Source organism: Methanolobus psychrotolerans (genome assembly GCF_002243045.1).
Lineage (GTDB): Archaea > Halobacteriota > Methanosarcinia > Methanosarcinales > Methanosarcinaceae > Methanolobus > Methanolobus psychrotolerans.
This window is the reverse complement of record NZ_MBKP01000006.1, coordinates 16,251-37,625: the sequence shown is the minus strand read 5'-3', so window position 1 is coordinate 37,625 and position 21,375 is coordinate 16,251. Positions and strand designations below refer to the sequence as shown.

The following is a 21,375-nucleotide window of genomic DNA, read 5'->3' as shown; positions in this document are numbered from 1 at the left end:
TTGTCTTGGATAGCTGAAGATAGAATTGGTACAAGAAAGGAATATCTGGAATATTATGTTTAACAAAATATCTTCTCAAATGTTAAAACATATACTATGTTCTATTGAGTCCCTGTTTTCAATTCATTTGTTTACTGCAAACTGGAAAATATATGATTGGTTATTTTATTTTGTAGCAATACCAGTATTTCTTTTCATAGTTTTTGAACTTCCAGTTGGCTTAAAAGAAACATATTTCATTTTAGATTCATCAAAAACAACAATTTATTCCTTTTTCCTCTCAAATTATGTGCACAGCAGTTCACAACACTTTTCAGAAAATTTATATTCTTATTTTGCTGCTTGTTTTTTAATTTTTAATTTTGAAATCAAGAAACGTGATTTTTACGCATACTCAATCTTCATGTTTCTAATTTTGCCTTGGATAATATCAATAATTTCTGTAAGCATGATTGGTTTGCAAACAACATATCAAGGATTTTCTGGGTTAGTTAGTTCTCTTTTTGGTTATTTATTGTATGCACTGTATAAGCATCTAAAAAAATACTGCTTTAATAATATAACTATCACTTTTCTTTACTTAATTGTTATTCTGAACCTTTTTATGGTTCTTGGAAACATTCCTTCTGAAAGATTTCATTATGGGTTGATATTAATAATTGCTCTGTGGTTGGTCTATATGCAAAAAGATGTTATTAATGAGGCAATAAATAAAAGGTTTAAGATTTTGACCTGGTTGAGAAATCTATCTATTTTTCAGCAAGTATATTTTATTATATTGATAGCGGTCACTTTAGTTTCTGTTTTTATTCTTCCTTCTTTAGTTCCTCAGAACATTATACACAATGGTGCTGTTGTTAATTCACTTGCTCACTATGCAGGTTACTTTTTTGGTGTTTTTATGCCTTTAGTCCTCTCTACTATTACAAATGTATTATCTCACAGAAAAAAGATAATGTATTGATTATAGAATTTGAAATATCCTTTCTAAAAGTCATCAATTACTAATATTTACTAATTTAGTAATTACCTTTAATTATCATTAATTACTAATATTTACTAAATTAGTAATTACCTATCACAGGTTCAAAAATGAAGATTCCAGAGGCACCACCAAAACCGAATGAATCGGCTTTGCAGGATATTTTGCAGTATCTTAATAATGCTGAAGTGAACAAGGCTACGAAAGAATTCAATGCCAGATACTTATATTGGTCTGAGTTAAAACACCGGCCGATTCCTGGTATTGTTACGCATGAACAATTGTGGTTCTTGCTCAAACTTAGCAGGGGTTTAGGTTCGGAGCAATTGAAAATAAGTGAAATTCCCAGCATTGAGCTTACTTATTATCTGACCCCATATATTCAGGAAAAATTACATAACTTTGATCTGAATTTAGGTGGAACCCTTGAAAGTCATAATATTATTGGAAAAGACCATCAGCAGCAATATCTGATAAACTCGGTCATGGAAGAGGCAATTGCATCAAGTCAACTGGAAGGTGCAAGTACCACCCGGAAAGAAGCTAAAAAAATGTTGATGCAGGAAAGGGAGCCCAGGGATAAATCGGAACAGATGATCTTCAATAATTATAAAACAATTAAAAAACTGTCTTCAATGAAAAATGAAAAGCTGATGATTGAGTCTATCCTGTCAATTCATGCAAGCATGACTGAAAATACACTGGATGATCCAGATAATGTGGGCGTATTTCGGAGATCCGATGATATTTATGTCATTGACAACATGAGTGGTGAGATAGTCCATACACCTTTAAAGCACATTCACATCGCAAAAGTAATGCAGAATTTATGTGATTTTGCAAATGAAAAACATGATGATGATTTCATTCACCCCATCATTAAAGCTACGATTTTACATTTCTTAATAGGGTATATTCATCCATTTGTCGACGGGAACGGAAGAACGGCAAGAGCGATATTTTACTGGTATTTACTTTCGAATAACTACTGGCTGATTGAGTATATGTCAATTTCACGGATGATAAAAGACTCCCCTGCTCAATATTCGCAAGCGTATATTTACACTGAACTTGATGATAATGATGTTACGTATTTTCTAAATTATCAGTTGAAGACAATGGATAATGCCTTCAAAAGTCTGAAAAAATACATCTCAATGAAAATTGAAGAAAAGAAACAATTGTATGACTTTAAGAAGATTCCCCGGATAAATGAAAGACAATCTTATATCTTAAAGTGGTTGTCAGATGATCCCAAAATGACTTTTACGATAAAAGAAATGGAAAATAGGTTATCTGTTGTTTATCAAACAGCTAGGAACGATATAATGAATTTGGAAGAACTTGGTCTGCTGGGAAAAAATAAAGTTGATAAGAAAAAGATCCTTTATTATCGATCAGACCGATTCGATGAAGTATTGAAAAAAATATCATCAGGAAGCAGTTAGATTTTATATATCATTTATCGATCTTCTTCACCTCGACCCCCCACAATTATATATGCGCCCCAATTTCTCCACTTTATACATCAAACCAATGTAAACCTGAATTCCTGTGTATGGCTGAAAGTAAATTCATACCAGTATGAAGAACACGGACGCAATAGCCTTTGCCATTCATACTCAAAATCTGGATAGATGTATGGGGTTGGGCTGAAATCTTATTTTTTCCAGAACATCCTACCCTTAAAAACCCTTACTTTCATCCTCTCATTTAAATACAATTTTTCCCATTCTACTATTATGGCAACTCCAGACATTGACACATACATCGAAGAAGCTGAAGTTATCGAAAAAATGTATATGGATCTGCTGGAAGGTACGACTCAAAGAAGGATGAAGTGTGTAGATGATGGTTCTACCGGGTTACAAAATGTTGAATATAAGATTTGTGTGATAAATTCCAAGAACGAGCTTCTGCAGAATGCCCTTATCCTAAAGTATGAGGGGTGGTATGAAGCCTGCAGGGATTTTGTTCAGGAATATTCACGCAAGGGCATGAGTTCAAAACATGGGGATTTCACGGTACTCTATGAAAAGATAGTAAGTCTGATGAATTTGAAGGACCCCACCACGAATTCGAATGAGAAAAGGCATTTAAAAAAGGAATTCATATCCTGTTTTGATACTCAGGTAAATATGCTGCGCACAATAGGGCATATTATCGTATCGTCAAAGAACAGTCGCAAGATGCTTGTTATGGCAGAGCTGGTGAATGGCGAGTTGGAAGAAGCTGAAAGTCTGTATGAGCAAGGATCCGTTCGTCATGCATGTATTATCGCCGGAAATGCTCTTGAAAGATGCCTGAAGATGTTATGTGAAGTTGGTGGTGTTGAATTGGAATCCGGGGATACAATGTTTGCAATGGCACAGAAACTTCATGAATCGAATAAGGCATATGATTTTGGTCTGGAGATGTCTGGGATTATAGAGCATTTTGTAGCTTTAAGGGATAAATGTGTCAATGTTGCTGAAGGTGAAGAGCTGCAGGAAGATGGGGTCAGGGAATTGATTGACAGGGTGAGAGAACTGACTTTTCTGGCTTTTTGTTAAACCAGTATAATTCCAAAGCATCACTAACCATTGCTATTCATGCATTCGTGATCAGGGTGGGTGCATGAGGTTGATTTATAACCTCTAAAGTCACATTCGGACAATTATATTTTCTATTTTATCTTCAAAACATCATAAAAATATATAGTAAGATTTAACACTTCTTACGCTATAGAGTATTAATGGAGTTTACCGATAGGGGTCTATCCGGTATATTCAGACAACAAAATTTATCCGATAGCTAAGGGTATCGTTTGCAGGTATACACTTTCCAGTATTAGAACAAGAGTGGGTTTCACATGTCTTTTGTAGGGGATATAAAGCTTGTATTGCTCCTATACATTTTAGGAGATACCATAACAACATTTTATGCATTAGGGACAGGTCTGTTCTATGAAGGTAATCCTGTTATGTTCTATATCTTCACAATATATGGATATATTTCGCTTATTCCTCTCAAAATAGGCTTTATCTTCCTGTTATACCATGTCTACAGGAATGCAGACCGCTACTACTGGAACATCACAAGATATGCAGTATCCGGCATTGGCCTTCTTGCAACTGTCAGTAATACTATGGTGATCCTTCATGGCTAAATCAAAAGCTGGGCATGGATCCAATAACTTTTGAAGGCACCTGTATATCGAATCCGGGGTAAGGCAATGGGCCTGACAATCAAGAACGTAAGTTTTTTGGCATCCATGGAAAGCAGCAGGGTAGTGGTGAAAGCTGCGGCAGCTCATATTAACACCTTGAACGGAGAGCATTTGTGTTTTGATTTTTCCTTTGTTCTCTATTCGTGTTCAACTCCTGTTTTTAGACTCGTCGCTCTTCCTCCAGTATCTAGAATGCATACAGTTAACGCTGTGTACTCGTAAACTTTCAGCAGCTTTCCCTCATATTTAAATAGAAGCACTTTTCAACTTTGTTAGTACTAAATTAAGCTGGATAGTCTTTATTAATGGAGTGTAAAATGAAACATAATAATTATATTTTGTTCTGTTGTTTGCTGGCTTGCGTGGTGGCATTGTCTTTACCATCCTCTGCAGCGTATCTGAACCATTCATTCCTTGATGGTTCTTACGAGGTAGGACAGGATGTGACCGCTGAGTGCATCTCATGCCATTCTGAACAGGCTACAGACATGTTGAATTCAACTCACTGGCTCTGGACAACATGTGCAGAGTGCGGATGTGAAGAAGAAAAATTTCAAGGAGAAGGCAAGCGGACAGTGATCAATAATTTTTGCGTTGCAGTCGCATCCAATGAGCCTCGCTGTACTTCCTGCCACACCGGTTACGGCTGGGAGGATAACACCTTTGACTTCACCAATGAATCGAACATAGATTGTGTAGTGTGCCATGAGACCACAGGAACCTACAAGAAAATACCTACGGCTGCAGGAGCAGTCGACCCATCAGTTGACCTTGCAGCTGTGGCCCAAAGTGTGGGAAGTCCCACACGGGACACATGTGGTGGCAATTGTCACTTCTATGGTGGTGGTGGTGACAACGTAAAGCATGGTGACATGTCATCTGCATTGCTTGATCCTTCAAGGGAACTTGACGTTCATATGGGTGGAATGGATTTCCAGTGCCAGAATTGTCACAAAACAACTGCACACAATGTAGCAGGCCGCTTTGCCGGTGTTCCCGGGTCTGAATGTAGAGTGTTGTGTTCCGATTGTCATGGTGACACACCTCATCAGGGTGAATATAAGGATCGTATCAATGATCACTCGGATTCCATTGCCTGTCAAACATGTCACATACCGGCATTTGCCCGTGAGGTACCAACAAAGATGTATTGGGACTGGTCCAAAGCAGGACAGGACATTGATAACATACCAACCGATGAATATGGGCAGGCCACCTATAACATGATGAAGGGCGAATTCGTATGGGGTATGAACGTAACCCCTACATATACTTGGTTCAATGGAAGCTTCGATAAATATTTCCTGGGGGACGAGGTTGCTTCGGAGGGTGTGACCGTTCTCTCTGCTCCATTGGGTGATCGTTATGATGTGAATTCTAAAATATATCCGTTCAAGATCCATCTTGCAAAACAGATAAGTGATGCAAAATACAATTATCTGATCATACCTGATCTGTTTGGAGGGGAAGACTCTTACTGGGCCAGCTATGATTGGGACAGGGCATCCCGGGCTGGAATGGATTATGTTGACATGCCCTACAGCGGTCAATATGAGTTTGTGGAAACATCGCTGTATGAAAGTATAAACCATGAAGTGGCCCCGAAAGAAGATGCTCTTGGATGCATAGATTGCCATCTTGATGGCGGAAAAATGGACTTTGCTGCTCTGGGTTACGAAGGTGACCCTATGATATTTGGTGAGAGAGCTATCAGTGGTAAAGAGCTCAAAGAGATCGAATCAATGGGTACAACCTCAGAATATGCAGAATCAGGGTCAGTAGAATCAAGCCCTGGATTTGAATTTTTCGTGGGATTATTCGGTCTACTTGCTGCAGTGATTATCAAAAAACGCAAGTAAGGTCTGTGTGGTGTGTAATAGATCACACCACATCCTTTTTTGATCTTTGTTTCACATTGTGATGTTAGTTGCGGCTATTTTCCCTTCATGCAATGCCAGCCATCCTTTGACCATGTGTTGATGAATTGTGACAAAGAAGTTGAACTTAAACTGGTAAAGGCAGTGAGCAAAGGCTCTGTGAATTTCGGAAGCAATAATCTGGTATTGTATTCATCTGTGTCATCTGCATACCAGCAATATTCCACAACCTACTCCGAGGTCTATGAGGCAACTGGTGTCATAGGGGAATGGGAAATAAGTATTTTCTCCGGCAACACAGATAACTTTGAATACAGTATCAATATAGGTGGCAGTGAGTAAATAGCTTCTCTCTTTTTTTAATTTTCAGAAGTTCATGGTTGAAATCTCAGAATATTTCTCCCTATTTTTCTAAATTAATCTATAGATTGTGCTTTTTGAGAGGAATCAGCAACATAATATTTTTATATAATACGGTTGAATATATATCTAATTTATGCAATATCACAAAATTAGAGGGGAATCTATGAAGGAACAAGATGAAAAGAGATTCGATGAATTCAGGGAAATGTTCTGCAGATATATTGAAACAGACGAACTTTCTGAACAGGAATTCGAACTCAGGTGCGACATGATCAACTTTATTAAAAGCGCCTGCATCCAGTCACTGATGTCATGTTAGGCCTGTAACTACGCATGCAGTTTCAAAAGGCCTTGTTAACATGTGAAACACTGGTCATCGCATTTGTTCTTTTGTATTCTTCTTTTCATCTTTCCTTAGCAATACTTATTTGCATAAAAGGACATCTTGAATATGGGTTAATGTCCCGGGTGTGAAAATATGCAGGAAATCAATATATATCTTGAAAAAATAGCGAAGAATGCATTTCTTTCGTCTGATGTTCCACTTATCATGAAAGTCTTGCATCAAGATGCAAAAAATGGTTCAATTGAGTTTGCCAAGGATGATATCCGCCTGTTCCAGGTATATACATTTGCTCTGCAGCAACTGGAACTTCTCGCAGGAAATGTTTCTTCCGGAGTGCATGCAGGTGATTGGAGGCAAGTAGTTGATGATTTTTCCATGCTCAAACATATAATGGATGAAATGGAGCAAAAAAAAATCATATCAAATGTTTCATGGAATGCAGGAGGCATGGCCATTTTCGATATACCTGATGCAGGATGTTACAGGGATTACATTTATTGTATGCTACGGGAACACCTTAACACGATTTATAACAAGCAATAGTTACTGTTTCACGTATTTTCCATGCAAGGCGCTGTTAATTTATGTGATGGATTTTGATATGAGGATTAATATTTTTTATTATAACTAACTAAAGTTCACTAGTTAGCTTTATATAGAACTGCCTGCATTTAGATTGCACAGTAAGAGTAACACATTACTCAATTGTGACTAATATTACTTCTATTATAGAATGTTATGATTATTAGGAGGTTAAAAATTGGCAGGACAGCCTATGTACGCTTTAGGGAACAGATCCAGCAGGAACCGTGCGAAGGATGCTCAAAGCATTAATATCCTTGCAGGAAAAGCAGTTGCAAGAGCAGTAAGGACCACTCTTGGTCCCAAAGGTATGGACAAAATGCTTGTTGACTCACTGGGAGACATAGTCATCACAAACGATGGTGCAACCATTCTCAGGGAAATGGACATTGAACACCCGGCTGCAAAGATGGTAGTTGAGGTTTCAAAAGCCCAGGATGACGAGGTCGGTGACGGCACAACAACAGCAGCAGTACTAACCGGTGAACTTCTTGCAAAAGCAGAAGAGCTTATGGATAAGGGAGTTCATCCAACTATCATTGCATCTGGTTACAGGCACGCAGCAAAGAAAGCTATTGAGATCTTACAGACCATTACGATCGATGTATCCATAGACGACAGGGAAACACTTAAGAAGCTGGCAAAGACAGCCCTGACAGGAAAAGCTGCAGGAGAATACAAGGACTTCCTTGCAGATATTGCTCTTGACGCAGTGCTTTCAGTTGTAGAAGAGACTGACGACGGTATCAAGGTCGATGTTAGCGATATCACTATCGAGAAGCGTGAAGGTGGTAGCATCCTTGACTCTGAACTTGTCACCGGTCTTATCATCGACAAGGAAAGGGTCAGGCCAAACATGCCAAAAAAGATTGAGAACGCGAAGATCCTCCTTGCAAGCTTTGCTATCGAGTTCCAGAAGATCGAGAAGGGAGCAGAGATCAAGATAACATCTCCTGACCAGATGCAGCTCTTCGTTGAACAGGAAGAGAAAATGGTCAAGGACATGGTTGACAGGATCATTGCAAGTGGTGCAAATGTGGTATTCTGTCAGAAGGCCATTGATGATCTTGCACAGTACTATCTTGAGAAAGCTGGAATCTATGCCTGCAGAAGGATCACAAAGAGCGATCTCCAGAAGCTTGCAAAGGCAACCGGTGCAACACTGTTCCAGGATGTAACTGATATCAGGACTGAAGACCTTGGTTCTGCTGAAGTTGTAGAAGAAAGGGACCTCCACGGTTCAAAGATGACCTTCCTCCTTGGATGCAGGGAAGAGAAGACAGCGTCACTCATTCTTCACGGCGGCACGTCACACATAGTAGACAGTCTTAAGCGCGCACTGAATGATGCACTCTGTGTTATCGGTGTGGCACTGGAAGATAAAAAGATTGTTGCAGGCGGCGGTTCCCCGGAGATCGAAATTGCACTGAGGCTCAGGGAATACGCAGCGACACTTAAGGGCAGAGAGCAACTTGCTGTCGGCAAGTTTGCAGAAGCATTCGAAATTATTCCTCAGACCCTTGCAGAGAATGCTGGTCTTGATCCAATAGACAAACTCATTGACCTGCGCTCACAGCATGAACAGGGTAACAAGAACATGGGTCTTGATGTTTACACCGGTAAGGTAGTAGACATGTACGAGAACAATGTCCTTGAACCACTCAGGATAAAAACCCAGGCAATCAACGCAGCAACAGAAGCAACAGTAATGATCCTAAGGATCGATGATGTCGTAGCTGCAAGTCACAAGGGCGGTGCAATGCCACCAGGAATGCCACAGCCTGATATGGATATGTAAAATTCCTTTTTTGTGCAGGTTCTTCCTGCACGTCCATTCTATTTTATTTTGTCACTTTTTATTTATTAAGTCATTTGCATAAGGATTATATAGTTTGTAAACTCTTCTGTTCTCGGCAGGTTTACATATTTGCATGATTACGGACACTCGATATCCGGAGTCCACGCAGGTATTTTCCAAAAGATTGGTGACGATATGGCAGACAAAGTATACATTCATAACAGCAACATCCGAAAAATGGTCTATGCATCTCTATTTGCCGCCATGATGGCAGTTGGTGCTTACATTAAGATTCCTGTGCCGGTAAGTCCTGTTCCTGTTACACTGCAGACTTTATTCATATTATTGGCAGGAGCAATGCTGGGTGCCAGATGGGGAACGATAAGTGTGATAGTCTATCTTCTCCTGGGTATTGCAGGTCTTCCTGTATTTTCAGGTGGTAGTTCCGGTCTGGGTATGCTGTTCGGTCCGACAGGCGGTTATCTTGCAGGTTTCGTATTTGGCGCTTTTATAATCGGACTTTTATGTGACAGATATGGCAGGGAAAAAGTCCATTTCAATGCTCTGTTCATGCTTGCAGGACTCTCTGTAATCTATCTCTTTGGTGTCTTGCAACTCATGAACGTTGCAAGTCTTTCTCTCCAAGAGGCCGTAGCAATTGGCTTGATTCCATTTATTCCAGGGGCTTTCCTTAAGTTGCTGACTTCTGCAGTCATTGCATCCAGATACTCTATTTGAAAGGTTGTCCCATGATTTTCATAAACAACCTGAGTTATCGCTACCCAAACGGAACACTGGCACTGGATTCAGTTGATCTGCACATCCGTAAAGGCGAGTTCATAGCCATAGCAGGAAAGAATGGATGTGGTAAATCCACCCTTCTGCGCCATATAAATGGTCTCCTGGTACCATGTGAAGGTTATGTTGTTGTTAAGGGAATGGACACATCCGACACATCGCATATCCAGGATATACGGCGTGTGGCAGGGATGGTCTTTCAGGATCCGGAGTCGCAGTTCATTGGAATGACCGTAGAGGAAGACGTTGCATTCGGTCCGGAGAATCTGGGTCTTCCTCCTGAAGAAATACAAAACCGTGTTGACAGTTCTCTTAACATTATGGGTATGATGGGGCAAAAAAATCACACTCCCCGTACATTAAGTGGTGGTCAGAAACAGAAAGTGGCGCTAGCATCTGTCCTTGCAATGGAGCCGGAGGTAATACTATTTGACGAGGTTACTTCCATGCTTGACAGTATGTCCCGGAATGATATTCTGCTTCACGTTAAACAATTGCATGAAAACAAAACTACTGTTGTGTATGTAACTCATCATCTGGAAGAACTTGTTTATGCAGATCGCCTTGTAGTAATGGATAAAGGTCGTGTCATTCATGACGGGAATCCACGTATCATTTTGCGTCAGGGGAATCCTTTAAATTTAGGCATTGAACTCCCGCCGGTAATAGAGCTTTCAAGAAGGCTCTGTGATTCTGGTTTGATTACCCCGGCCTTTTTTCCCTTGTCTGTGGAGGAACTCAGGGAGGTTTTATGTCAATTGATGTAAGAAATGTAAGTTTTTTCTACAATAGGGGAACCTCCCTTGAAAAACATGCACTTGAAAATGTCAGTTTCTCCATCGAAAAAGGTGAGTTCGTTCTTATCGGGGGGGAGGTCGGCTCAGGCAAATCCACTCTCATCAGGCATTTAAATGGTCTTATTAAACCGCAGTCTGGCTCAATAACAGTAAACGGTATGGATGTCCGAAATAAGGGAGTTAGGTCAAAAGTGAGCCTGTTAATGCAATATCCACAAAAACAACTGTTCGGAAAGACCGTTTATGAAGATATCTGCTTTGGACCGTCTAATTTTGGTTTAAAAGGCGATGCCCTGGCTAAGCAGGTCAGAGATGCCTTAAAATTAGTGGGTCTTGATGAAGGTGTTTCTGCTCTTTCACCTTTCAGTCTCAGCGGCGGGCAGATGAGACTTGTGGCACTGGCAGGAGTACTGGCCATGAATCCAGAGTATCTTGTTATGGATGAACCAACTTCAGGTCTTGACCCGGAAAATCGTTATTTGCTTCTTTCGACACTGAGCAAGCTTCACAGTTCCGGAATTTCCATTGTTGTTGTTTCGCATCAGATATGTGAACTTTTGCCACATGCAGAAAAAGTTATTATTCTTAAAAATGGATGCATTGATTTCATTGGAACTCCTAAGGAGTACTTGATGTCAGTATCATCCCCACTGCCGGAGATCACGTCTTTGATGAAAGATTTACGTCTGGAAGGCTTCAACGTGCGTGATGATATTTTGACTGTAGATGATGCATTTCTGGAAATAAGCAATGCTCTGAGATCAAGGGGGGCAAAGCAGAATGGATAGTCTTTTTATGTCATTTGTCCCCGGGGATTCAATAATTCACAGGCTTGATCCGAGGACAAAGATCCTTGGCCTTATGCTTGCAAGCATATGTATCTTTTATGCTTCATCTTTTGAATGGATAGCATTGATTGCTCTTGTTTTTGTAATTCTTATTTTGGTATGCAAATTGCCGTTGAAGCACTTTGTTCACTCAGCTCGCCCAATGATTCTTTTTTTTGTCATACTATTCCTAATGCAATTACTTTTTACAGAAGGGAAGCCAATTTTCAGTTCTAAATGGATAACTATCAGTTATGAAGGACTGGTGCTCGGTACTATCCTCACCCTGCGATTCATTTTTCTGCTGCTCTTTGCAGCATTGCTTACGACAACCACCTCTCCTTCAAAAATAACTGCAGGCATTGAAAAGTTTCTTCGTCCCCTGCCATTGAAGTATATGGGGATATCTTCTCATGACCTTGCCATGATGATGTCCATGTCAATCTATTTTGTGCCAATGATGTATGATAATTTCCGAAATCTCAAAGATGCCCAGCTTTCCCGCGGGCTGAATATTAAAAAAGATCCTGTCAAAGCCATAATCGCTCTTTCTGTACCTCTTGTCAGCATTTCTGTGCGTGCAGCAGAAGATGTAGCTCTTGCAATTGAAAGTCGCTGCTATAAAAGTACAGGGCGTACATCTGTGCATATGATGGGACTCAAAAAAAACGACTATATCTGTTTGTTTTTGTACATACTTCTCATTCTCTTTTGTATTGCGTACTGATAACAGTGAGATATATTGATATATGAACATATGCTCATATAATAATAATCCTATAGACCACATTTGTTCAGATAAAAACTCCTCTATGAAAAAGTTAAAAAGTTGTCGTCTGAAGAGTCAATTTCTTCTATGTGTTAGATATTTTATGCTCTCCAATGTGGTACACGTCTTAAGATACTGTTCCTGCTGTTACAGGGAGGCATGTGTGTGAAAGGTATCGAAGATGCACTTGGAATTTCCCAGTCTTCAATATCCCATAGCCTGAAAAATCTCAGGCAGCTTGACATTGTAAGGGTCAAAAAAGAAGGCAGGTTCGCATGTACTATCTGGCTGACGAACATGTTGAACTATTCATGTCTATGTGCAGGGAACATGTGGAGGAAATGAAATAATGACTTTGTTCCATTCAATGCTATCAGTCATCATAGGAGTTGCAACAGAATCATGGCACCTGTTTCAAGAGGCAGCTCCTTATCTATTCCTGGGATTTGCAGTTGCAGGTCTTTTACATGTACTCGTCCCGGATGAACAAATAGTGAAGTATCTGGGCAGATCTGCAGGAAAGTTCAGGTCAGCTCTGAATGCATCCCTGTTAGGTATTCCTCTGCCATTATGTTCATGTGGCGTAGTTCCGGCTGCCCTTTCATTGAAAAACAGGGGTGCTACGAAAGGTGCAACCCTTTCCTTCCTTATATCGACTCCGGAAACAGGAGTGGATTCTATAGCCATCACATATGCATTACTGGATCCCATAATGACCGTATTTCGGCCGGTTGCCAGTCTGATTACTGCCCTGCTAACAGGAATTGCAGAAAATATCATGGGTGAAAAAAGCGCTCAAAAAATGGATATTCTAGCCCAAAAGACAACCATTCCGAGGATACAGCCAATGGCAGAATGCAGCGAATCATCCTGTTCCTGCAACACGAGTGCAACCATGGGACGAGATGCTTCAGCTCCTCGTAAGTTTCTTGAAGCTTTCAGGTACTCTTTCGTTGAACTTCTGGGAGACATTTCTGGATGGTTGATGGTAGGTATCCTGCTTGCCGGGATAATCTCATATGTGATACCCGATGAACTGGTTGGTGATTATCTTGGAGGCGGTATTTTCTCAATGCTCATAATGCTGGTTGTGGGTATTCCTCTCTATATATGTGCAACAGCTTCAACACCACTTGCAGCTGCCCTGATAGTAAAGGGAATGAGTCCGGGAACTGCTTTTGTGTTCTTGCTGGCTGGTCCTGCCACAAATGCAGCAACTATTACGATGGTTGCAAAATTCCTCGGGAAAAGAAGTGCAACTCTCTATCTTACAATGATAGCTATATGTTCACTTGCATTTGGGTTGCTTCTTGATTTCATCTATTTGAAACTGGGTATTGAGGTCAGTTCAATTGTTGGCAGCGCAAGCGATATACTGGCTCCATGGATAAAAACAATGTTTGCACTAATGCTGATACCTTTCATAGTTCATGGTATTTACAAACAAAAGAAGTGTTAAAACAAGGATAAGCATTATTTGTTTTGATGAAGTTCTCTCGAGAGAATTTCTGCCATTTTCTCTTTGAACTCATCGACAACTATGTCTTTCCTATCCTCAACATTTAATCTAATGTCTTTAGATGGTTCTATATCTGAATCTCCATGAGCAGGTATACTAACTATTTTCCCAAGAGTGTTACCGTTTTTTATTTTACTGTTCTCCCATGAAAAATCTTCTTTATTAGGCATAAAGTCCCCATATTCAAGTGATTTACATTACTGCTAGATATAGCAAATTTATATGGTTCTTAAAAGTATATACGGTTTTTGAACAGCAGATTTGCAAAACGAGTTGTCTATTCTTTCTTTTTCTCTTTGCCAATAAGGACTTCAGTAGACTTGATTATTGCAAACACCATGTCTCCTTCTTTAATATCAAGCTTTTCGACCGCTTCGGAAGTTATTATGGATGTAAGTGCCGATGGCTCTATCTCTAACCTGATCCTGGAGACAAGTCCTTCTTTTTCCACGCCCACTACCTTTCCAGGAATCTTATTGCGTGCAGATATGGCAAGTCCTATATTTTCCCATGAACCTTCATCTTCCATGGTGTTGTTGATGAACTTCCTGTTCATTTCATATTCTTTGATGAGTCTGCGTCCTTCATCTGTGAGGAAGGTTCCCTGGTTCTTTCCTCCCCTTGTGGTGGTAACCACATCTCTTCCAAGCCTTTCATTGATGGTATTTAAAACATTCCAGGCATGCTTGTACGAGATATCCATTTTTTCGCAGGCTTTGAGAAGTGATCGTTCTTCATCTATGGCTTTGAGAAGTGCAACTTTGCCTGCACCTATGATGGGTTTTCCGTCTTCTGCAAGCCAGACTTTTGTTTTTGTTTCCATACTTATCTCCCGTTATCACTCAATATCAGATTCATCAAATATGAATAATTCATCAATTGTTGTTCCAAGGGTTTTTGCTACCTTATATGCAAGTTTTAGTGAGGGATTGTATTTCCCTTTTTCCAGAAAACCAATGGTTTCACGCCTGACGCCAACTTTGTTTGCAAGTTTCTCCTGGGTCATGTCATATCTGGCCCTGAGTTCCTTGATCCTCGTCTTCATTTGATCATCCCAGTGTTTTTCGGATCATTCCACATCCCCTTTTCTGAAGAGGTACCACTGGATACCCTTTGCGGTGACTATCATTGTGAACATAAGTATCGCTAGTATCTGTTTGACTGTTATTTGAACTACACCAAATTCCTCAACCCAGAATAACAGAGATATTAAAATAAATGTGATCAGCCAGGAGTATGAAAGTCCGTAAGCTCCGATCTTGATTGTTCTCTCATCCTTTACAGGGCCATTACGATACCTTCTTGCTCTAATGAACGTGACAAAGAGAATGATAGCTCCGATGTTTATCAGGCTGATACCACTCTGTTGATAGTCTTCAAACATTGCAACCAGTGCTATTCCTATCATGATGAGTGCAAAGGCCAGTGTATAACTGATTTTGGTGTATTTTTGTAGTTTGTTCATACAAATCTCCGATGTATACTTATAACATTATGTTAGATATTACTATTATTATGTTATATATATCTAACATCATGTATTTAAAATAATCTTTCAACCCGGTCAACTGGCAAATTATTTATGTATAGTTCCCATATAACAGGTTGTAATAGCTACCAAGCATAGTTATTCAAACAGGTGGGAATATGATAATAAATGTTATTTTTTACAGTCTCTACGGGCATAACTACAAGATGGCTGAAGCCGTTGCAGAAGGTGCCAGGGAAGTGGAAGGTGCAGATGTAGGGTTGTTCCAGGTCCCGGAAACCTTTACGCCTGATATTCTTAAAAAGATGGGAGCAACAGAGTCCAAAAAGAGCTTTGAGCACATCCCTGTTGCAACAATAGACAATCTTACCGAAGCAGATGCCATAATTTTCGGAACACCCACACGGTTTGGCATGATGGCTGCACAGATGCGTGCCTTCCTTGACAGGACAGGTGGCATCTGGACAAAGGGTGAGCTTATAGGGAAAGTAGGAAGTGTCTTTACATCCAGCAGCACCCAGCATGGTGGGCAGGAGTCCACGATACTGAGTTTCCACACAACACTGCTGCATCATGGTATGATAATAGTTGGTGTCCCGTATTCAGAAACAAGACAATCTGTTCTTACTGAGATTACAGGCGGCAGTCCTTACGGTGCTTCAACGATTGCCGGCAGCGGTGCTAATACAAGGCATCCAAGTGAGAATGAGCTTGGAATTGCGAGGTTTCAGGGAAGACATGTTGCGGAGATTACGAAGAAGTTAGTTGGGGAGTGAATTAAATATGTTAATTTTCTTGTCTATAACTGGTGAAAATCAATCATAAAAAAGAACAATGTTATGGTTCACATTTATATGAAGCGTCTTCTATTATGTTATGATATTCAGGATTAATGGTGTAAACATTATTTTTTCCTTCTTTGTTTACTTCAATAATTCCAAATTCTTTGATATTTTTTACATGCCAGCTTGCAGTGGAAGCAGTAACTCCTAACTTATCGGCAAGAGAATTGTTGTTAAGAGAATGGCACTTCGATATTTCAGAAATAATTTTGTAATTGATGTCGTTTTTGAATGTGGATATCAGTGTTTTTTCCCTTTCACTATACGTGGAGTCGTTTCTGAAGAAACTGACCTTTCCTTTGGTTTTATGGGATTCTATTAACTTTTCCTTTTCCATAATATTAATATGATATCTCAGAGTGCCTCGATTGATGTCGATCTCTCTCTCAATTTCGCTAAAAGATATGCCTGGCATAGATTTGATTGTATTAAATACATTTTCCCTACATGAATTTTTCATCATATTTGATTTGTTTATTCTTTTAATGCTTCCAAGGGCAGGAACAAATTTCACGAATTTAATTAGAAGCAGAAATTCAGGAATTGAACTCACTTGGGCTACACTTAGGAATAGCAAAAACATCCAGTAAGGTATTTCAACAACATCTATTTCCTGAACATGTTCTCCTGCTACAGATACACCTGGCTCATCATACTGACATGGTGTTACATAGTATTCAGTAGCCACTACAACAGGCGTATACAATATGAAAATAAAAAGAAGGAATAAAATTCCTGCTTTAGTGAGAGTATGTATTGAAGTTATAGTTCTCCGTACCAGCAACTGATTCCCCACGTATATTGAATTTCCACTTTCCAGATTGCACATAACCCTGACCCGGCACTATATCAAGATGAACTCTGCCATCAATATTTCCATCGGCACTTTCATAGAATTTCCCGACATATGTCCCACTGGGTGTGTATATCGCAACCGACAGTGAATCACTGGAATCACCCCAATTGAGATCTACTTCCAGCCGCTGAACCCCGGTTCCGACATTCGATGTATATGTTTTCGTCTGTCCCTGTGTTATTGTGCTGTACACTTTGACTGAAACGGACTGGTTCTCTTCAGTAGAAGGACAGACAGTATATTCTTCTTTTGCAGAGACTGCAGAGACCGACAATAAAGCCAAAACCAAAACCAACGAGATAGTTTTCCAGAACTTCACCAAATCACCGGGCTACAAATAATTTTATTAGGATATAACTTTTCTGTGCAAATCATCGAAATGAGTTAGGGTTAAACCTGTTTTGATATGTAAAGTTGGGACTGGCCATCATTTCGATGATTTGCACATAACAGATTTATACTTATAACGTATGAGAATTTACAGGGTTCAACTGTAGACTTGTGAGAAAAGAGTTAAACCCTGAACTGCCCGAAGACATAGATGATGTTGGCTTTGATTTGGTTTAAAACTTATGTTGACTTGTCTTTGGAGTAAAGAACTAATAATAGGTAAAATAATGAAGAAGAATACTATTTTATATAGTCTGGTGTTAGCTGTTCTTCTGGCCGTGAGTATGTTGCCAGCAACAGCTACCAGTTCTGAAACCACGGAACTGAACGATTGTGTTGTTAAATCATATGGGGATATAAAATATGCAAGCATATCGGAGGATTTTTCCAATCCACTTTCACTAAAAGATTTAGATACTATCAGAGAACAAGTAGTAAGTGAGTATAAAAAAGAAAAGGGAATTTCAGAGGTCCCTATAATCTATTCAGTACCTGAAGTCCCAGAAGGTGAGAAATTATAGCTTACTGCTTCAAGATTAATGATGATGGAACAACAAGTCAATATGTAGGAATTGCAGGGGACAATGAATCGGTCTCAAATATTCATGAGAGGGCCAAAGAATGGTGTAATGCCGAAGTATTATCCTTTGAAAAAAAGGAATCTATAGGCACTACAAATCAAGCAATTGATGGTTTAATCTCTTCTAAAAGTGGAACTGAATGGAGTCAACCATGCTACTTCTATGATGATTACTACAAATCACCATATGGGGGGGTAATGAATAACTATGAATTATATGTCCTCATGAATGATGGTAGTAGTACCTTAGATTGGTTTGCAATTCTCCAAGAATCAGGTTTAGAGCCTGGTTGTTGTGCTTATCCTATATCATTGTGGAAAAATGATTTGTGGTATGCTTATCAAAAGTGGAGTAGTGGGAATTTAGGAAATGAACAATTATTTAAGTTTAAGCCATCTTCGTCTATCTCAGGCGAATATTCAAATGGTTTTTCACTTTCAGGTGGGTCAGGTGGTGTGTCTGCATCACTATCTTGGACCTACTCTCAACCAGATGTATCTACTATCTGTTATAGTAGCACAAGTACTGACATAGCAAAATGGAAAATGACATGCAATAGTAATGTTGCTAAGACTTCTACGTCGGTTGTAAATCCCGGAAGTACAGCCAGTGGGAACCAACACAGTACCGGTAATTATAAAATATTAGATGTCAGTACTTCAGGCGTATTCAGAAAGGATATACTTAATTCTAAGACCTTGAGTACGACATCATCTCCGTATATTAGCTATAGTTAAATTGCTGGCAGTGCCAGCAATATTTTTTGTAATGATACAATGAACAGAAAATTATTGATATTGATTTTTTGCATTTGTATGCCAATAGTCTATATGCTCATGCCTGTTGAAGTAGAGGGTGTTGTTGAACACAAAGTGATTAATGGCTATTATGGAAATACTTGTGAAAGCATCTTCAATCGACCATATCCAGACGGACCGTGGATACTTGCAGAAAGTAGCGACGTAGAAAAATTATTTTCTCAGGAAGACAGGAATCTCTATATAAACAATTCACTAAAAGAGCTTCTGGAAAGGAAATATTCTCGCGTTGATTACTATGTTGGTATAAGGCTCATCTCTGATGACCCTGCAAATGATGCTCAGGAAGGGGACACAGTCACTTATTTTGTCAGTATGGAAGATTTCAACAAAATAAAGATTGGTGATACAATTGAATGCAAAATATCAAGGTATCGTTTTGCCAGAATTGACAAGATCACTGTTCTGTAGGCAAATCTCCTGATTTTGATGTATGGTCCATTAAGGTCAACTTGTAGTTTTTATTTACGAGTATCACACATTTATATCTTATGTGCACCTACTTGGTACAGAGTTCAATGAGCCGAATACCTTACTATCCTGGCGTTTGCATTCTTTTATGCATCGTCATATTCTTTTCAGGTTGCATAGCACAGTCATCTGATGGTTACCTCGTAGAGTCTACTAATAACAGAAGTGCCATGGACTTGCTGAGATTGATGGCTTTACTATTACAAGTATATCTGTCTTTAATGGGATGAGCGGGGAATCTGGCAGTATAGATGATAAAGCAACAATAGAGAAACTCATCATCCAGCTTGACCGTTATTCGCTTGAAATGATGGACGATCAAGTGGATATAGGTGGCTGCCGTTATTTCATGGATCTTTACAGTGGCTCAGGCAAAGTTTCCAGAATAACAATTGTCGATGAGCGCATTATTAATGTTGATGGAATTTACTATGAAGTTGATAACTCTTCTGTGGATATAGCAGCATTTGGAGAAATTATCGAATCGTCATAGGTATATTTCAGTGATTTGTTGACAGGTTTTTATCCATCTGTTTTTCAGTTGGATATATGTCCACAATTATTTTATATAATAATCAAATTTTGATTGTATTATTATCTAACCTACAAGGTTTGCTTTCTTTCAACGTTGGTAGTGATATTGGAATGAACAAAATAATGAGCCATTTAATCTTATGTCTTCTTTTGTGTGGTACGCTCTTTTTTTCAGGATGCTTAGCCGAGCAGAACGAAACTGAAAACAACACAATTGCAGTGCTAACGGATATAGATGATTATAATATCACCAGTGTGTCTGCTCGTAATGGATTAAATGGTGAACTTATCACAATCGATGATGAAGAAACTATAGATCAACTGATCGAAGTTCTTGATGCGCTCAATTTAGAAGAAATAGGGCTCGGGTCAGTTTCAAGCAGAACTTATTATTCCTTTAAGTTTTTCCACGATTCAACCGAAATCTACAATTTAAGCATAATTCAGGAAGACCTTCTGGAGATCAATGGAGTTTATTATAAGGTCAACAATACGCCGATCAATATGACTGAATTGAGAGGACTCGTAAATCCTCTGGATGTATCTGTTCAACGAAAGGGCGAAGGAAACGACAGTATCAGTTCTCTTATAAAGGTTAGTACATACGAAATGACAAAAGTGTCAATCATAAATGGACTGAGCAGGGAATCCGGTACCACAGAGAACATAACCACAATCAAAAAACTACTTTCTGATCTTGACAGCTACCAGATGGAAGAACCGGAAGAACCTTTTTCCAATGGATACAGGTATTTTCTTTATTTCTACAACTATTCCGGCGGTGTTTCACGAGTCTACATTGTGGACAATAAGTCAATAGAGATAGATAATGTTCCCTATGAAGTCGTTAATTCTTCTCTTAATATGACAGAGTTCGAAGAGTTCATTAACTCAAAATCAGCTTCCGACAATGAAGGTTTGAACGCGGAAGTTTCAGGGATAACTGAATCTCTAACTATTGAAGAATTAGACTCCCGTTCATCCCTTATTATTGCAGGAACCGTCACAGGTGCTTACCCGTCAAGATGGAATACTCCTGACGGACAAAGACCGGATAAACCTGATAGTGAACTGAACATCGGAACTGAAGACATGATCTATACTGATGTTGGAATTCATGTTAACAAATATCTTAAAAGTTCCTATGACACTCAGGAATGGGTAATAAGAGTTGAGGGGGGTACTGTGGGTGAAGATTCCATATGGGTTGAAGATGCTCCTTCATTTGAGTATGGTGAAAATGTCTTACTTTTCCTGAATGGGAATATTGTCACAGGTGGATATCAGGGTAAATTCACAATGATAAACGATACAGCAGCAGTAAGGGGTGATGGAGTGTCTGTGGTTATTACTGAGCACTACGATCGCTGGACAATAGCAGAAATTTAATTTTTCGTTCTCTATTTTCAAAACCACTTTGCTCAACTCCCTATAACTTCAAACATCTTTGAAGTTTAAGCAAAGTATATACAGTTCCACTACTAAACTCTATACTAAGAAACAAATACTCTTAGTCTGGAGTGGTTAA

Annotated in this window: 27 protein-coding genes; 21 read left to right on the top strand and 6 right to left on the bottom strand. The window is 39.3% G+C overall.

All coding sequences use genetic code 11. The annotated features are described in order from the left end of the window. The first annotated feature begins 55 nt into the window (after positions 1–55). The 15 genes from BB781_RS03265 (at position 56) to BB781_RS03200 (ending at position 13,806) form a co-directional block, all read left to right on the top strand. Positions 56–964 carry a hypothetical protein gene (locus tag BB781_RS03265; RefSeq protein ID WP_094227077.1) on the top strand — a complete coding sequence of 303 codons (909 nt, stop codon included), beginning with the start codon at positions 56–58 and terminating at the stop codon, positions 962–964. A gap of 308 nt (positions 965–1,272) precedes the next feature. After that, positions 1,273–2,430 (top strand): Fic family protein, encoded by a 1,158-nt coding sequence (locus BB781_RS03260; RefSeq protein WP_164997762.1) that lies wholly within the window; start codon positions 1,273–1,275, stop codon positions 2,428–2,430. A 294-nt stretch (positions 2,431–2,724) separates the two neighbouring features. Then, positions 2,725–3,534, top strand: coding sequence for a hypothetical protein (locus tag BB781_RS03255; protein WP_129582621.1), 810 nt, complete (start codon positions 2,725–2,727; stop codon positions 3,532–3,534). Positions 3,535–3,833: 299 nt separating this feature from the next. Further along, positions 3,834–4,130 carry a DUF5658 family protein gene (locus BB781_RS03250; RefSeq protein WP_094227074.1) on the top strand — a complete coding sequence of 99 codons (297 nt, stop codon included), beginning with the start codon at positions 3,834–3,836 and terminating at the stop codon, positions 4,128–4,130. A gap of 377 nt (positions 4,131–4,507) precedes the next feature. Next, positions 4,508–6,049 carry a tetrathionate reductase family octaheme c-type cytochrome gene (locus BB781_RS03245; RefSeq protein ID WP_094227073.1) on the top strand — a complete coding sequence of 514 codons (1,542 nt, stop codon included), beginning with the start codon at positions 4,508–4,510 and terminating at the stop codon, positions 6,047–6,049. 87 nt (positions 6,050–6,136) lie between these two features. After that, positions 6,137–6,409, top strand: a complete 273-nt coding sequence (locus BB781_RS03240; RefSeq protein WP_094227072.1) for a hypothetical protein — start codon at positions 6,137–6,139, stop codon at positions 6,407–6,409. 184 nt (positions 6,410–6,593) lie between these two features. Beyond that, the gene (locus BB781_RS15560; RefSeq protein ID WP_164997761.1) at positions 6,594–6,749 is read left to right on the top strand and encodes a hypothetical protein; all 156 of its coding nucleotides are present in this window, start codon (positions 6,594–6,596) and stop codon (positions 6,747–6,749) included. Positions 6,750–6,908: 159 nt separating this feature from the next. Next, positions 6,909–7,319: a hypothetical protein gene (locus BB781_RS03235; RefSeq protein WP_094227071.1), complete on the top strand. Its 411-nt coding sequence runs from the start codon at positions 6,909–6,911 to the stop codon at positions 7,317–7,319. A gap of 232 nt (positions 7,320–7,551) precedes the next feature. Beyond that, positions 7,552–9,156, top strand: a complete 1,605-nt coding sequence (thsA, locus tag BB781_RS03230) for a thermosome subunit alpha (RefSeq protein WP_094227170.1) — start codon at positions 7,552–7,554, stop codon at positions 9,154–9,156. Between the two features lie 195 nt (positions 9,157–9,351). Further along, complete coding sequence (locus tag BB781_RS03225; protein WP_094227169.1) at positions 9,352–9,894, top strand: biotin transporter BioY; 543 nt, start codon at positions 9,352–9,354, stop codon at positions 9,892–9,894. Between the two features lie 11 nt (positions 9,895–9,905). Beyond that, complete coding sequence (locus BB781_RS03220; RefSeq protein ID WP_094227070.1) at positions 9,906–10,721, top strand: energy-coupling factor transporter ATPase; 816 nt, start codon at positions 9,906–9,908, stop codon at positions 10,719–10,721. Beyond that, positions 10,706–11,539 carry an ATP-binding cassette domain-containing protein gene (locus BB781_RS03215; protein WP_094227069.1) on the top strand — a complete coding sequence of 278 codons (834 nt, stop codon included), beginning with the start codon at positions 10,706–10,708 and terminating at the stop codon, positions 11,537–11,539. The genes BB781_RS03220 and BB781_RS03215 overlap by 16 nt, the downstream gene beginning before the upstream one ends. Continuing rightward, positions 11,532–12,305, top strand: a complete 774-nt coding sequence (locus BB781_RS03210) for an energy-coupling factor transporter transmembrane component T family protein (protein WP_094227068.1) — start codon at positions 11,532–11,534, stop codon at positions 12,303–12,305. The genes BB781_RS03215 and BB781_RS03210 overlap by 8 nt, the downstream gene beginning before the upstream one ends. Positions 12,306–12,443: 138 nt before the next feature. Then, a complete protein-coding gene (locus tag BB781_RS03205) occupies positions 12,444–12,692 on the top strand; it encodes an ArsR/SmtB family transcription factor (RefSeq protein ID WP_340637506.1) in 249 nt (82 codons plus the stop codon). 4 nt (positions 12,693–12,696) lie between these two features. Continuing rightward, a complete protein-coding gene (locus tag BB781_RS03200; protein WP_094227067.1) occupies positions 12,697–13,806 on the top strand; it encodes an SO_0444 family Cu/Zn efflux transporter in 1,110 nt (369 codons plus the stop codon). Between the two features lie 14 nt (positions 13,807–13,820). Here BB781_RS03200 and BB781_RS03195 read toward each other — a convergent pair whose 3' ends face one another. The 4 genes from BB781_RS03195 to BB781_RS03180 form a co-directional block, all read right to left on the bottom strand. After that, positions 13,821–14,036 (bottom strand): hypothetical protein, encoded by a 216-nt coding sequence (locus BB781_RS03195; protein ID WP_094227066.1) that lies wholly within the window; start codon positions 14,034–14,036, stop codon positions 13,821–13,823. A gap of 107 nt (positions 14,037–14,143) precedes the next feature. Next, positions 14,144–14,689, bottom strand: a complete 546-nt coding sequence (locus tag BB781_RS03190) for a TOBE domain-containing protein (RefSeq protein ID WP_094227065.1) — start codon at positions 14,687–14,689, stop codon at positions 14,144–14,146. A gap of 15 nt (positions 14,690–14,704) precedes the next feature. Beyond that, complete coding sequence (locus tag BB781_RS03185) at positions 14,705–14,911, bottom strand: helix-turn-helix transcriptional regulator (protein ID WP_094227064.1); 207 nt, start codon at positions 14,909–14,911, stop codon at positions 14,705–14,707. Positions 14,912–14,935: 24 nt separating this feature from the next. Beyond that, a complete protein-coding gene (locus tag BB781_RS03180) occupies positions 14,936–15,331 on the bottom strand; it encodes a hypothetical protein (protein WP_094227063.1) in 396 nt (131 codons plus the stop codon). A gap of 182 nt (positions 15,332–15,513) precedes the next feature. Between BB781_RS03180 and wrbA the strand changes: the two genes are divergently transcribed. Then, positions 15,514–16,131 carry an NAD(P)H:quinone oxidoreductase gene (wrbA, locus tag BB781_RS03175; protein WP_094227062.1) on the top strand — a complete coding sequence of 206 codons (618 nt, stop codon included), beginning with the start codon at positions 15,514–15,516 and terminating at the stop codon, positions 16,129–16,131. A gap of 61 nt (positions 16,132–16,192) precedes the next feature. Here the strand turns inward: wrbA and BB781_RS03170 are convergent, their stop codons facing one another. Both BB781_RS03170 and BB781_RS03165 read right to left on the bottom strand, forming a co-directional pair. Then, positions 16,193–16,981 (bottom strand): winged helix-turn-helix transcriptional regulator, encoded by a 789-nt coding sequence (locus tag BB781_RS03170; protein ID WP_164997760.1) that lies wholly within the window; start codon positions 16,979–16,981, stop codon positions 16,193–16,195. Next, positions 16,938–17,372 carry a hypothetical protein gene (locus BB781_RS03165; RefSeq protein WP_242492507.1) on the bottom strand — a complete coding sequence of 145 codons (435 nt, stop codon included), beginning with the start codon at positions 17,370–17,372 and terminating at the stop codon, positions 16,938–16,940. The genes BB781_RS03170 and BB781_RS03165 overlap by 44 nt, the downstream gene beginning before the upstream one ends. 298 nt (positions 17,373–17,670) lie before the next feature. Here BB781_RS03165 and BB781_RS03160 point away from each other — a divergent pair, with 298 nt between their 5' ends. The 5 genes from BB781_RS03160 to BB781_RS03140 all read left to right on the top strand — a co-directional run bounded on the left by BB781_RS03160 (position 17,671) and on the right by BB781_RS03140 (position 21,236). Beyond that, the gene (locus tag BB781_RS03160) at positions 17,671–17,964 is read left to right on the top strand and encodes a hypothetical protein (protein ID WP_094227059.1); all 294 of its coding nucleotides are present in this window, start codon (positions 17,671–17,673) and stop codon (positions 17,962–17,964) included. 257 nt (positions 17,965–18,221) lie between these two features. Beyond that, positions 18,222–18,761 carry a hypothetical protein gene (locus BB781_RS03155; protein ID WP_094227058.1) on the top strand — a complete coding sequence of 180 codons (540 nt, stop codon included), beginning with the start codon at positions 18,222–18,224 and terminating at the stop codon, positions 18,759–18,761. Positions 18,762–18,839: 78 nt separating this feature from the next. Beyond that, positions 18,840–19,253 carry a hypothetical protein gene (locus BB781_RS03150; protein ID WP_094227057.1) on the top strand — a complete coding sequence of 138 codons (414 nt, stop codon included), beginning with the start codon at positions 18,840–18,842 and terminating at the stop codon, positions 19,251–19,253. A gap of 286 nt (positions 19,254–19,539) precedes the next feature. Then, complete coding sequence (locus BB781_RS03145) at positions 19,540–19,806, top strand: hypothetical protein (protein ID WP_094227056.1); 267 nt, start codon at positions 19,540–19,542, stop codon at positions 19,804–19,806. A 152-nt stretch (positions 19,807–19,958) separates the two neighbouring features. Then, on the top strand, positions 19,959–21,236 hold the full coding sequence (locus BB781_RS03140; protein ID WP_094227055.1) for a hypothetical protein: 1,278 nt from the start codon (positions 19,959–19,961) through the stop codon (positions 21,234–21,236). Positions 21,237–21,375 lie beyond the last annotated feature (139 nt).